Source organism: Rhodohalobacter sp. (assembly GCF_034521535.1).
GTDB lineage: Bacteria > Bacteroidota > Rhodothermia > Balneolales > Balneolaceae > Rhodohalobacter.
In genome coordinates this window covers 1-12569 of the sequence record NZ_JAXHMF010000002.1, presented here as the reverse complement: position 1 = coordinate 12569, position 12569 = coordinate 1, and the positions used below count along the sequence as shown (strand labels likewise).

The following is a 12569-nucleotide window of genomic DNA, read 5'->3' as shown; positions in this document are numbered from 1 at the left end:
AATACGTAAAACATTCCTATTAAAGTATTTTATTTAGTTATGAATTATAAACGAATCGGGATATTAAAGGTTGTAATTTTTTTATGCGGCCTGATGCTGTCTGTTGATGCTTCCGCACAGGAGAAGCAGATCTTAATTTTTGGTGACAGTATTACCGCGGGATTTGGACTGGAGGAAGAGAACGCGTTTCCGGCATTTATTCAGCAGAAGATCGATTCGCTGGGTATGAATTACAACGTGGTGAATGCGGGACTGAGCGGGGAGACCTCTGCCGGCGGGCTGAGGCGTATTGACTGGGTGCTGCAGCAGAATGTGGACGTGTTTGTGCTGGAACTGGGCGGCAATGACGGTTTGAGGGGGATTGATCCCGAGAACACCAAGCAGAATTTGCAGGGGATTATCGATAAAGTGGAAGAGAAGTATCCCGATGCGGAAATTATTTTAACCGGTATGGAAGCTCCGCCAAATATGGGTGAGCAGTACACAAGCCGGTTCCGGTCGGTATTTTTTGAGCTGGCCGAAGAAAATGATGTGATCTTTATGCCGTTTGTATTGGAAGGCGTTGCCGGTGATCCGGAACTCAATCAGGGAGATGGAATTCATCCGACAGAAGAAGGGCACAGGGTGATTGCTGAGAACTTGTGGGAGTATCTGGAAGGAGTTTTGTGATGGGATCAGGCTGCAAGCTGCAAACACCAAATTCCAAATACCAAATAACAAGCTCGAAATGCCAAATTCCAAATCTCAGGACTCAAGACTCAAGACTCAGGACTATAAATCAAAAGGCACGATTCACACATTCCTGATGTTTATACAACAGACATAAAACAAAATATATTTATGAAACTTATACTAATCTTAATAACGATCTTATTTACTATGACTGATCAGGCGGATGCTCAAAATGAAAATTATGAAACGGCTGTACTCGGTGCCGGATGTTTTTGGTGTGTAGAGGCGGTTTATCAGCGCGTAAACGGTGTAGTGGCTGTTGAGTCGGGCTATGCCGGCGGACATGTTGAAAATCCAAGCTATAACCAGGTGGTAAGCGGGAAAACCGGTCATGCCGAAGTTGCCAAAGTCACGTTTGATCCGGAAGAGATCAGCTTTGAAGAACTTCTGGAAGTGTTCTGGCACACGCACGATCCCACAACACTGAACCGGCAGGGAGCTGATGTTGGTACTCAGTATCGATCAGCTATTTTCTATAATTCTCTTGAGCAGAAAAAGATTGCGGAAGAGTCGAAGAAACGAACGGATAAGTCAGATCTTTGGGATGATCCGATCGTGACAGAAATTACGCCGCTCAGTAACTACAGTGTGGCTGAGAATTATCATCAGGACTATTTCAACAATAATCCAAATGCGGGCTATTGTTCTGTGGTGATTGCCCCTAAACTGGCGAAGTTCAAGAAAGACTTCCCGCACTTGCTGCAGGAATCGATTTAAGTTCAGACTTGTCAGGGTCCAAAAACCTGACAGCGTCTGTTTTTCATAGGATGGCTCCCGCAGATTTTCGGATAGTAATCTTCGTGAACCTTCAAGACTTTTAGTCTTCGTAGCGAAAGCTTAAATTTTATTTCAGGGCGATGAGCTTTTTACATAAAATCAGTCTGACTACCTTATTCAAACTTTACAAATCCTCTATCAACTATTAATCAAACTTTACAGCTATGAAATTTTACTCACTGCTACTTTCACTAATCTTTGCCATTACGCTAATGTTTTCAACATCAACCCAGGCTCAGGAGCGTGGAAATGACAGTCCGAGGGTGAGTCCGAATGCTTCGGTTTCTCAGACGATTGGCACCACGGTCGTGACAGTCACATACGGCCGTCCCGGAGTTCGGGACCGTGAGATTTTCGGTGAGCTGGTACCTTATGATGAGGTCTGGAGAACGGGAGCCAATGAATCAACGGCCATTACATTTTCTGATAACGTGATGATTGAAGGTGAAGAGCTAAATGCCGGCACCTACTCGCTTTACACTCTTCCCGGAGTGGATGAATGGAGTGTGATTTTTAATAACAACCTATCATGGGGTACGCAGTACGATCCGACGATGGATGAGCTCCGTGTGTCTGTTCAGCCTGAAATGGGTGAATTTATGGAGCAGATGATGGTCTATTTTGAAAACGTTGAGGAAGATTCCGGGCATATGGTAATTCATTGGGATCAGATCCGGGTACCGGTTCAGATTGAAGTAGAGAATTAATACGAAGAAAACCTTCAGAATTTTTAGTATCAGGTGAATAAAGATGCATTTGCTCATTCTCCCCTCGAGGGGAGTACTCTCTGAAGCTTTAGCGAAAGAGAAGGAGGGGTGTTACCTTATTTTTTTGATCTTTTCTGTGTCAGGTTTTTCTCGCAGATTTACGCAGATCAAAACGCAGATTCTCGCAGAGAAAAGTTAGTGTCTTTTTGAGCCATGAAGAATGGGTAGCGAAATATTGTGAATTGGCCACGAAGGCACCATGTCACGAAGAATCACTAAGGAAAGCCGGTCATTCATGGCCGGATCAAAAAAGAGAAGACAGATCATTAAAAACCAATCTTCACATTGAGCATCGCGTGACGCTCAGCCTGCGGGTAGTAGTAGTTGAAGTGTCGCTGCTCGCCGCCTGAAATCCATCCAAAGGTGTAGCCGTTGGCCACATACTTCTCATTCAGGATGTTGTTCACGGTCAGTGATGCCGTCAGGCTTCTCACAAACGGAGCACTGTCCCAGCTGTAACGGATCACCAGATCATTTACCCAATACGGGTCGATGGAGCGGCTTTCGGTCTGAGTGTTGTCCAGGTACTGCCGCGATACAAATTTGGAGACCCACTCTGTTCTGAAACCTCCGGACCGGTAGGTGAGAATAGAGTTTGCAATGGTTGACGGCGACATGGCGATATCCACATCCTCAAACAGGAAACGCTCCTGCCCGCCCTGATCAAAATCATCGAGAAAGTACTCATACTCGTTCACCTTGTTTCTGCTGAAGGTCAGGTTTCCGTTCCACTGCAGGTAATCCGTAATCCGGGCACCCAGCTGAAGTTCAACTCCCGGTGCGGTAGCTGTCCGGCACATTTTCACGAACCGTATTTCCTACATCGTTCACCTCTCCGGTGGTAATCAGCTGATCCTTATAGAGCATGTAGTAGAGATTGACGCCCAGGCTGTATCGCCCAAAATCGCCGTGATACCCAAGCTCATAGTCGAAAAGGCGCTCCGGATCGGGACGACTTTCCTCTGTGGATTCCACATAGTCGCGGCGTGTCGGTTCTTTGCCGCCAACGCTGAGCGAGGCAAAAGCGCGCTGTCCGTCGGCAAACCGGTAGACAAATCCCGCTTTTGGATTAAAAAAGCTGATCCGATCGCGCTGGGTCAAATCGCTCACTTCACCGCTATTCCCGTCAATTCGCAGACCAAGGAAACGATAGGTAACCGCACGGTACTGCAGGTCGAGGTAGGTGTTGAAGGATGAACTGAAATAGTAGTTCAGTTTTCCGTAGACGTTGAAGTCCGTTTTAAACCCGTTGTTGTCGTAGTAGCGGTCGCCGGGCTGGCTGTCACCGGCAAATTCTGCCCAGATCACCTCACCGAAGTGATCGCCGTCGTACTCATTGTACGCTCCGCCAATAATGAGGTTCCACTCATCATCCCGGCGGTACTCGCTGGATGCAATCACACCGTAAAAATCGTTGTCCAGCCATCGCCGGCGAACCAGGTCGCTCCGTTCAATGGTTTCACCGCCAATCTCAATCGGGTCGATGTTGTAGGTGCTCAGGCGGTCATTATCGCGAAACTGCTCAAAATAGCCGCGTCCGTAGGTGTAGTGAAGCGAAGTGTTGGTGGTCCAGTTGTCGGTGAGTCTGTAGGAGTAGTGCAGCTGGTAGTGATCCTGCTGATAGTTATCCACCTGATCTTCGTAGGTGAACTCATTGAATCGCCGGTTTCCGAGATTGTCTCTCAGGCGGTTGGCCTCATCCGGACCGATAAACAAATTGGTAATATAATTTTCGAGCTGATTCGGATTGTTCTCCAGAATGGGCTCGGGCACACCGTTCCACGCCTGGTAGGTTCGCTCCTGACCCGAGAACACATCGGCTTTCAGCAGGCTGCGTTCACCGTGGCGGGAAGCAGAGAGATAGAAAGAGCGCAGATCAGATTCCGCGCGGTTGATATATCCGTCAGAATCAATTTTGGAAAGCCGTCCTTCCACTTGCCAGCCGTTATCCATCAGCCCGGAACCGAGCTGAACCGTAGCTTTTTGCGTTCCGTAGGCTCCGGCTCCAAGAGCTACTTCACCATATGAGTCAGGCCTCATCAGGGCAGACTGCAGGTTCATCGTGGCTCCAAATGCGGAGGCACCGTGCGTAGAGGTTCCCACTCCCCGCTGAATCTGAATGTTCTGTGTGGAGGATGCAAAATCGGGCATGTTGACCCAGAATACGCCGTGCGATTCAGAATCATTCAGCGGCACACCGTTTACGGTTACATTGATCCGGGCCTGATCCACACCGCGGATTCGCATGTTGGTGTATCCGATTCCCGCACCCGCATCCGAGGCCGATACAACCGATGGGGATGTTGAGACCAGCATCGGGATATCCTGTCCGGTGTTGCGAATGTCGATCTCATCGCGGGAAATGTTGCTGTATGCAACCGGGGTGGAGTCGTCCACGCGCAGGGCATTTACAAAAACCTCGCCTGCGGTTACCGGCTGGGAAGTCAGTTCAATATTGAGGTAGGAGTCCGTTTCCGTAAAAGATACGGTTTCGGTACGGTATCCGATAAAGCTGACCCGGATCTCATATTCAGAGCCTCGCAACCTCAGGCTGAATTCGCCGTCGGCGTCGGTGGATGTGCCGTTGGTGGTGCCCACTTCAAGAATGGATGCGCCCGCGAGCGGTTCCCCGGTGTTGCTGTCTGTGACTTGCCCCTCGATGGTTTGAGAAAAGGATTGAAGGGACGTCCCGAAGAGGATCGGGATGATGATAGAAAAAAGTTTCAGGTAAAAAGACATGATGCCTCCATCAATTTTAAATGCGATTGAAGGAGGGGGACAGTGGCCGGCAATCATCAGCTGAAATTGTTTGTGTTGAAAGCCTGCACTGCAGATCGGTTTCCCTACGCCGGTATAATCCGGTTCAGGTTCACAGGGTATGATCTCAGTCCCGAGCTGTTAAATCGGGACACCCCCAACCTTAATGGTTAAGTATGTGCATCAATGATACGGGTGTTTGAAACGAACTACAAGACGAAACACGGATTAAACGGATTTTAGGGATAAGGAAGGGGTGTTTCCGGTTGTAACAAACAATGTGACCTTGGTTGGGTTCTCGCAGAGTTGCGCAGATGAATTCGCTGAGTTACGCAGAGTATGGCAAAAGACTTCGTGAAACTTTGTGTCCTTGTGTCTTGGTGGCAGAATTTTCAATTAAGGCCACGAAGGTCCACAGTCTCAAAGTAACACATAGATTTATCAGCGAAATTCTGCGCTCTTTTCTGCGTAAATCCGCGAGAAAATCGTACCCTGAATGTTGAAAAACAACCTATAAATCATCACTCTCTGAGAACCCGGTTCTTTTTTATATTGTTGTCACAGAACCATCAGGTTCAGGATTACTTAATAGATAACTCCGATGAAAAAGTTTTCGCTTACACTACTTACAATTAGCCTAACCCTTATCTCCTGCAGCTCCGGCTCCGGGGAGTTCACGGCAGAGGAAAAAATCAGACAGGATGTGGAGTGGCTCGCCTCAGACGATCGCGGCGGCAGGCTGGCCGGCTCGGAGCATGAAGCCGCGTCTGCAAATTACATTGCCGACCGCTTTCTGCAGCTCGGTTTGAATCCGGCGGGAGACGGCGAAACCTACTTTCAGCAGTTCACGCTTGCCGGGCCGATGGCGCAGTCGATGGGAGTTGAAGATCATCTTTCACGAAATGTAGTGGGCACTGTTGCCGGAAGTGAAAATCCGGGACAGGTCATCATTTTAGGAGCTCATTACGACGGTCAGGGTCATGGCGGAACCATTTCGCTGAATCATGAAAACCCGGATTCCCTGCACAACTCCGCCGATGACAACGCATCCGGTGTTGCGGGTCTGATGCATCTGGCGCGGGAGATCTCTGAAGAACCCCTCAGTAAATCCGTTCTCTTTGTGGCATTTTCGGGTGAGGAGCTGGGCCTTCTCGGCTCAAGATATTTTGCGGATAACCTGCAGATTTCGCCCGACTCCGTTCTGGCGATGATCAATTTCGATATGATCGGGCGCCTGACCGAAGAGGAGCTCACAATCTTCGGAACCGGAACCTCATCGCAGTGGGATGAGATACTGTCCGAATCGCAAGAATCCGGCCTGAATATCCGCACCAATCCTTCAGGAACCGGCGCGAGTGATCACTCCTCGTTTCACGACATTGGAATCCCTGTGCTGCACTATTTCACGGGAACGCACGACGACTACCATCGAGGATCGGACACTCCGAACAAGGTCAACGCGGATGGCATACTTGCCGTATCGGAACACGCTTTGGGCACCCTGCGGGAGTTATCTGCCATACACGCGGATGAGATGGATTTTACCGCTACTGAATCTCAGCAGCAGAATATCATGAGTGGAGACAGTGTCACCATGGGGGTGCTGCCGGATTACACATACTCCGGTGAAGGATTTCGAATTGAGGGAGTCCGGGATGGAGGTGCCGCCGCCGAAGCCGGCCTGCAGGGGGGAGATGTGATCCTGCAGATGGGCGAAATTGAAATCACCGATATCTACGGATATATGGAAGCCCTGGGAGAATTCACCTCGGGCGAAGAAATAGTTGTTAAAGTTCGCAGATCGGGGGAAATTAAGGATCTGACCCTGACCTTCAAGTAATTCATTATGAGAAATATTACACTATTCATCATCGCTATATTTTTTACCCTTGCACTCGCTTCGTGCGGGGAAAACCGTGTGGATCTGCCGCCGGTGCCATCCGGTGTACAAACCGTTTCCCTGCTGGGTGATACGCTCAGAACACCTGAACTCTCGCAGGAAGTTTATGAAAGCCACAATGAGAAGTTCATTAACGCTCTTGCGAACTACCGGATTGATCCGGAGAATGCGGAATATATTATCTGGCTGGGTCGGCGCACTGCCTACCTTGGCGAATACCGGGAATCGATTAACATTTTTACGGAAGGAACCTTCAAGAATACCGAAGACCCCAGAATGTACCGCCACAGGGGCCATCGCTATATCACGCTGCGATATTTTGATCGTGCAATTCGTGATTTCGAGCGGGCTGAAGAGCTGATGCGGAATGTGCCCGACTATGTGGAACCGGACGGCCTGCCCAATGAGCTGAATCAGCCGGTGAGCACCATGAAATCGAACGTCTGGTATCATAAAGGACTGGCCCACTATCTGAAGGGTGAGTATGATGAGGCGATTGCATCGTATGAGAAAGCCCTGAATGAGCTGGATTTGACGGATGATATGCGTGTGGCCACACTCTACTGGTACTATTCGGCCCTGAAGAGAAGCGGACAGGATGAGAAGGCGGGTGAGGCGATAGAAGATATCACCGCCGATATGGACCTGATTGAAAACGACGTGTACCTGAACCTGATTATGGTGTTTAAAGGCTATTTTGATCCGGAACGGATGATGGAAGTTTCGGAAGATGACCTGCAGAATGCTACGCTGTGGTACGGCATTGGGAACTGGCACTACATGAACGGGAGAGAGGAGCGTGCCATCGGGATCTGGAATCAAATCCTCGAAACGGATGAATGGGCGGCGTTCGGGTACATTGCAGCTGAAGCTGAGATTGCCAGGTTGTCGAATTGATTTATGGAGACCTGTCAGCATTTAGAGAATCTGACAGCGTCGGTAAGAGGGCAAGTTGTTAAATTAAGAATAGTGCATTTGAGAAATCTCCCCTAGAGGGGAGTACTCTCTGAAGCTTTAGCGAAGGAGAGGGAGGGGTGTTTCTGATTTTGATGGTCTGACAGCGTCTGATACTCATCAACTGTTTCTCGCAGAGTAGCGCAGATCTTCCCGCAAAGGTTCGCTGAGAAACTTTGTGAACTTTTGTTTCGCGGGGATAAATCCCGCGCTCGCATGTTCAACCCATGAATGGGTAGTTGTTTTTTTGGAGAGATTAAGAAAAAGTCCAAAAAGGGGGCTTAATATTTAATATATGGTGCGGCTAAAAGGTCCGTGCCTGACGGCACTTTGGAGTGGGGTCGGATACGCTTTAACCTCACAATGAATTGTGAGGTTACAATACGTTGTCGTGTCTCTGACACTTGAATTCGATGAGTAGTTTAGCTTATCTATAAATCCTGATATTTAATGATCCGCCAAATTTAAAGTCAAGCCTGTTGACAAACCTGAATGGCGTAGCAATGACAAAACATTATACCCACAGGTTTCAACCTGTGGTAGATGAAATCAAATGTAGTCCATAATGCCGTAGGCATGGCGCACAGGGATTCATTCGTCTACGATTTTAATATGAATCCAAAACATGTGGTTCGTGTCTCCGACACTCTGCTAATCGGTCAGGCATCGTATCCACCCTACAATGAATTGTAGGGCTATGATGTAAGTCGTGTCTACGACACTGGATTGGAGTCAGTTTTAAATTCAATTTACTTCTTGAAGAGTTTTTCGAAATCGAAAACGAGCTAAGAGTATGCCTTAAGTAGTCTAGTATTGTTACAACAAAATCCAAATGGCGTAGCCATGACTAAACATCATAGCCACAGGTTTCAACCTGTGGTAGATGAAATCAAATGTAGTCCATAATGCCGTAGGTATGGCGCACAGGGATTAATTTGTCTGCGATTTTTAATATGAATCCAGAACAATGTGGTCCGTGTATACGACACTCTGCTTATCGGTCAGGCATCGTATCCCACCCTACAATGAATTGTAGGGCTATGATGTGTTACCGTATCTCCGACACTGGATTAAGTAAGATATAAATTGATTTACAGCCCGATGAATTCTTCGGAATCGAAAACGAGTCTTGAGAAAATTACTACTACAGTTACAGCATCAAATTGATTAAGATAAATATTCCAATTGGCGTAGCCATGACCAAATATTATAACCACAGGTTTCAACCTGTGGTGTATGAAATACGCAAAGTAAACAGAATGCCGTAGGCATGATTCATGGGATTATTCGGTCCACGATTTTAATATAAATCCAAAATATGTGGTCCGTGCCATCAGGACGACCCACAAAATAAGTCCTGAGAACGACCGCCTCTACTTGATCTGGCCCCTACTAATCGCCGGGTGATGAATATTGCCCAGCATACCCCAGGTTTCGCTTCGCCTGTCCCGATGTATTTGAGTACTGTCCATATTTGTGTGTCTGAGGGAGTTGTAGCCACCCACCGGTGGGTGGCTACAAAAAAGGTCTCCTTGTCCGATCTTTTGGGTTGATCTATAACCTAAAACCTAAACGAAGGAGACCTCATGATCGATCTAAAAGATGATCAACTGCAAGATATTATTCACAGCGTTCTAAATAAAGACGAAGGGTTAAATGAACTCTTAGAACTTATTTTGAACGGACTCATGAAAATCGAACGAACTCACTGGATGGCCAGCACCTCCGGTCCCGGTAACAAGGCCAACGGCTATCGTCCCGGCCAGGCCATCGGCCACGGGCGAAAACTCTCACTGCGCATTCCCCGCGATCGGTTAGGGAAGTTCCAGCCTGTGCTCTGGGCGATGCTGCGCGATCAGCACGAGGAAGTTCGCCGTTTGTGCTTTGAATTGTACGGAAAGGGACTTTCCGCCAGCGAAGTTGGCCAGATTACTGAGAAGATCTATGGGCAAGCCTATAGCTCTTCAGCCATCAGCAACTTTACCTGGAGTGTCTACATTAATTGGTACAGTCTTATTTAAGCCCAAAATATTTAACTTTACCAATTATGACTACATATTCAGAAGAATTTAAATTAACGATTGTAAAGCTGGCCGAATCTGGTCGTCCAACAATAGAACTTTCCCAGGAATATGGGGTTGGCAAAAGCACGATCAATAACTGGCGAAGAGCCTACAAGAACAACCCGAACAACAAAGTAACCGTAGAGATGTCCTCCGAGCAGAAACGCATAAGTGAGCTTGAGAAAAAGCTTGCAGATGCAACCCTTGAGCGTGATATTTTAAAAAAGGCGGTTCGCATCTTCTCCAAGAACGACTAGAAATCTATGACTTCATAGAAAGTCACAGGCATCTATTTCCAGTCGAGAAGATGTGTAAGGTGCTCAAGGTGAGTAGGAATGCCTATTATTACTGGCGCAGACGGTCCTCTGCTACCACCCCAGAAAGTAGAAAACAGATCCTCAAAAGGAAGATTAAGACCGTATTTGACGAAAACAGACAAATCTATGGAAGCTATAAGATAACCAAAGAGCTTCATAAGATGGGGGTTCCCATTTCCAGATCCTACGTTGGAAGACTAATGAAGGAGATGGGTATCCGCAGCAGGACGCGCAAAAAGTTCATTGCTACCACCGATTCCAGCCATGAGAATCCCATAGCAGATAACGTGCTGGATAGAGATTTTAACCCTTCTCAACTGGGTAAGGCATGGGTCTCTGACATCACATATGTGAGACTAAAAGATCACTGGGCATACCTAACGATCATACTGGATCTGGCCGACAGGGCGGTAGTAGGCTGGAGTTTAAGCACTGATCTGACCGCAGAGCATACGGTAGTAGCTGCCTGGGCAGATGCAAGGAGAAATAGAAGTATTCGGCCCGGATTTTTACTGCATTCCGATCGGGGAGTTCAATATACATGCACCAGATTTGCAGATATTATATTTCACAATAAGCATGCAAGTCAATCTATGAGTCGGAAAGGCAACTGCTGGGACAACGCCGTAGCTGAAAGTTTCTTTAAGAGTATCAAATATGAAGAACTCAACCATCATACTTTCAATACATATGGGCAACTTCAAGACTGTGTTAAACAGTACATACAGTGGTACAATACCAAACGAATTCATTCAAGCTTAGACTATAAAACACCTTTAGAAACAGAAATCGAAATCAGAAACCAAAACAGAAAATGGGCTGCCTAAAATCTGTACCAATTTTTGTTGCTATTCCACAGCTGGGCGAACAGATCCACGAGTGGCGGCAGCGCCCGCTGGCCGGGCGATACCCGGTGATCTTGGTCGATGCCATTCACAAGAAAGTTCGCCGAGGACACGTCAGCAGTGAGGCCTTTTACGTCGTGATGGGCCTTACAGAACAGATGCAGCGAGAGGTTTTGGCCATAACGAACCTTCCCAGCGAATCCCCTTCTGGGTGGAGTGAGCTTCTGGAATCGTTAAAGGACAGAGGACTTGCGCAGACCGATCTGGTCATCGCCGACGGGCTACCAGGGCTTGATCAGGTTATCCATAAAGCTTTCCCTGCGGCCCGTCATCAAAAATGTGTGACGCATTTTAAGCGAAACATTCAAACCAAGGTCAAAGCATCCGATAAGGACGCTGTAGCCGAGGATCTCAGGGAGGTATTTTTGACCGGACAGCGCAACTATACCCGCAGACAGGCTCTCGAGAAGTTTAACGAGTTTGCCAGGCGATGGGGCAAAAAATACGATGCGATCAAGCGTCTGGTTGGCGATGAAGACATGGACTACTATTTTACCTATCTGGATTTTGACCGGCGAATCCAATCCATGATCTATACCACTAACTGGATCGAACGACTGAATAAAAAATTTCGCAGGAGTCTGAAAATTCGCAATGCGCTGCCGTCGGTTGAATCGGCCCTGTTGCTGTTAGGGAAAATGGCTATTGACACCGAAGAAACGACCTACCAATATCCAATTTATAATTTTAAATTTGACCAAACTTTATTCCCAGATGCAATCCAATAGATCCATAAGGAGATCTGAGACCAGACACACTTTTTTGGACAGTGCCTGTATTTGGTCGGGAGGGCTGTTAATATTCTGCCCTTTCAGGGCTGGTTACATTAAATAACTGAATTTCATACACTCCCACTCTTTGTGAACGGAGAGAACAGAGAGGGGGATTAGGGGGTGAGTTCAGCAAATGGCGTAGCCATGCCCAAACATTATAGCCACAGGTTTCAACCTGTGGTTGTTGAATAGGAATACCAATTCATAATGCCGTAGGCATGGTTCACAAGGTCCGTGGTAAAAAGCACACGTCCTCACTAACCGATAATCTGCGGGAAATAAAAAAAGGCCGATGGCGCAATGCCACCGGCCCCTGTAAGGAGCTGGTAGACCTTAATTAAAAAGTACTATCAGAATCCTTAACCCCACTTAAATATAACTTAAACTGCAGCATTATTAAAATCAGAAAAAAGAGTTCAATGACCGCTATTTATACAGGTTCTTGCAGATCTACACTGAATGGGGTGCAGAATTGAGCAGGTTAACCTTCGAAAAGCAGCACCTTGGTGAGCAGCGCAAAACCTAATGAAAGAAACAGCATATTAATAAAGCCTTTCTGTTGTATATGGATTTTAAACCTTGTAATTTTACCGCCCTTTAAGAGAATACAGCTCTCAATAAAAA

General features: G+C 47.3%; 12 protein-coding genes and 1 riboswitch. Of the genes, 10 read left to right on the top strand and 2 right to left on the bottom strand.

Features of this window, described 5'->3' with window-relative positions; genetic code table 11:
* The first annotated feature begins 39 nt into the window (after window positions 1-39).
* The 3 genes from U5K35_RS02325 to U5K35_RS02315 all read left to right on the top strand — a co-directional run bounded on the left by U5K35_RS02325 (window position 40) and on the right by U5K35_RS02315 (window position 2216).
* Window positions 40-669 carry an arylesterase gene (locus U5K35_RS02325; RefSeq protein ID WP_322569868.1) on the top strand — a complete coding sequence of 210 codons (630 nt, stop codon included), beginning with the start codon at window positions 40-42 and terminating at the stop codon, window positions 667-669.
* Window positions 670-840: 171 nt separating this feature from the next.
* Window positions 841-1449, top strand: coding sequence for a peptide-methionine (S)-S-oxide reductase MsrA (gene msrA, locus U5K35_RS02320; RefSeq protein ID WP_322569867.1), 609 nt, complete (start codon window positions 841-843; stop codon window positions 1447-1449).
* Between the two features lie 224 nt (window positions 1450-1673).
* Window positions 1674-2216, top strand: coding sequence for a DUF2911 domain-containing protein (locus tag U5K35_RS02315; protein ID WP_322569866.1), 543 nt, complete (start codon window positions 1674-1676; stop codon window positions 2214-2216).
* A 326-nt stretch (window positions 2217-2542) separates the two neighbouring features.
* Here U5K35_RS02315 and U5K35_RS02310 read toward each other — a convergent pair whose 3' ends face one another.
* Complete coding sequence (locus U5K35_RS02310; protein WP_322569865.1) at window positions 2543-3076, bottom strand: TonB-dependent receptor; 534 nt, start codon at window positions 3074-3076, stop codon at window positions 2543-2545.
* The gene (locus U5K35_RS02305; protein ID WP_322569864.1) at window positions 3045-5072 is read right to left on the bottom strand and encodes a TonB-dependent receptor; all 2028 of its coding nucleotides are present in this window, start codon (window positions 5070-5072) and stop codon (window positions 3045-3047) included. Before U5K35_RS02305 ends, U5K35_RS02310 begins: the two co-directional genes overlap by 32 nt.
* 27 nt (window positions 5073-5099) lie before the next feature.
* Window positions 5100-5202, bottom strand: a riboswitch (TPP riboswitch).
* A gap of 432 nt (window positions 5203-5634) precedes the next feature.
* Between U5K35_RS02305 and U5K35_RS02300 the strand changes: the two genes are divergently transcribed.
* The 7 genes from U5K35_RS02300 (at window position 5635) to U5K35_RS02275 (ending at window position 11900) form a co-directional block, all read left to right on the top strand.
* Entirely contained in the window at window positions 5635-6873 is a 1239-nt protein-coding gene (locus U5K35_RS02300; RefSeq protein ID WP_322569863.1) for a M20/M25/M40 family metallo-hydrolase, read from the top strand.
* A 6-nt stretch (window positions 6874-6879) separates the two neighbouring features.
* A complete protein-coding gene (locus U5K35_RS02295; RefSeq protein ID WP_322569862.1) occupies window positions 6880-7830 on the top strand; it encodes a tetratricopeptide repeat protein in 951 nt (316 codons plus the stop codon).
* A gap of 600 nt (window positions 7831-8430) precedes the next feature.
* A complete protein-coding gene (locus U5K35_RS02290; protein WP_322569861.1) occupies window positions 8431-8580 on the top strand; it encodes a hypothetical protein in 150 nt (49 codons plus the stop codon).
* 893 nt (window positions 8581-9473) lie between these two features.
* Window positions 9474-9908, top strand: a complete 435-nt coding sequence (locus tag U5K35_RS02285; protein ID WP_322569860.1) for a transposase — start codon at window positions 9474-9476, stop codon at window positions 9906-9908.
* Between the two features lie 26 nt (window positions 9909-9934).
* Entirely contained in the window at window positions 9935-10207 is a 273-nt protein-coding gene (locus tag U5K35_RS19505) for a transposase (RefSeq protein WP_416221575.1), read from the top strand.
* 2 nt (window positions 10208-10209) lie between these two features.
* Window positions 10210-11094 carry an IS3 family transposase gene (locus U5K35_RS02280; protein ID WP_416221584.1) on the top strand — a complete coding sequence of 295 codons (885 nt, stop codon included), beginning with the start codon at window positions 10210-10212 and terminating at the stop codon, window positions 11092-11094.
* Window positions 11082-11900, top strand: coding sequence for an IS256 family transposase (locus tag U5K35_RS02275; protein WP_322569858.1), 819 nt, complete (start codon window positions 11082-11084; stop codon window positions 11898-11900). The genes U5K35_RS02280 and U5K35_RS02275 overlap by 13 nt, the downstream gene beginning before the upstream one ends.
* Window positions 11901-12569: the final 669 nt, after the last annotated feature.

Excerpts from the sequence above, each read along its gene's own strand:
- U5K35_RS02325 (WP_322569868.1), top strand. The coding sequence starts at position 40 with ATGAATTATAAACGAATCGGGATATTAAAGGTTGTAATTTTTTTATGC.
- msrA (WP_322569867.1), top strand. The coding sequence starts at position 841 with ATGAAACTTATACTAATCTTAATAACGATCTTATTTACTATGACTGAT.
- U5K35_RS02315 (WP_322569866.1), top strand. The coding sequence starts at position 1,674 with ATGAAATTTTACTCACTGCTACTTTCACTAATCTTTGCCATTACGCTA.
- U5K35_RS02310 (WP_322569865.1), bottom strand. The coding sequence starts at position 3,076 with ATGTGCCGGACAGCTACCGCACCGGGAGTTGAACTTCAGCTGGGTGCC.
- U5K35_RS02305 (WP_322569864.1), bottom strand. The coding sequence starts at position 5,072 with ATGATTGCCGGCCACTGTCCCCCTCCTTCAATCGCATTTAAAATTGAT.
- U5K35_RS02300 (WP_322569863.1), top strand. The coding sequence starts at position 5,635 with ATGAAAAAGTTTTCGCTTACACTACTTACAATTAGCCTAACCCTTATC.
- U5K35_RS02295 (WP_322569862.1), top strand. The coding sequence starts at position 6,880 with ATGAGAAATATTACACTATTCATCATCGCTATATTTTTTACCCTTGCA.
- U5K35_RS02290 (WP_322569861.1), top strand. The coding sequence starts at position 8,431 with ATGAAATCAAATGTAGTCCATAATGCCGTAGGCATGGCGCACAGGGAT.
- U5K35_RS02285 (WP_322569860.1), top strand. The coding sequence starts at position 9,474 with ATGATCGATCTAAAAGATGATCAACTGCAAGATATTATTCACAGCGTT.
- U5K35_RS19505 (WP_416221575.1), top strand. The coding sequence starts at position 9,935 with ATGACTACATATTCAGAAGAATTTAAATTAACGATTGTAAAGCTGGCC.
- U5K35_RS02275 (WP_322569858.1), top strand. The coding sequence starts at position 11,082 with ATGGGCTGCCTAAAATCTGTACCAATTTTTGTTGCTATTCCACAGCTG.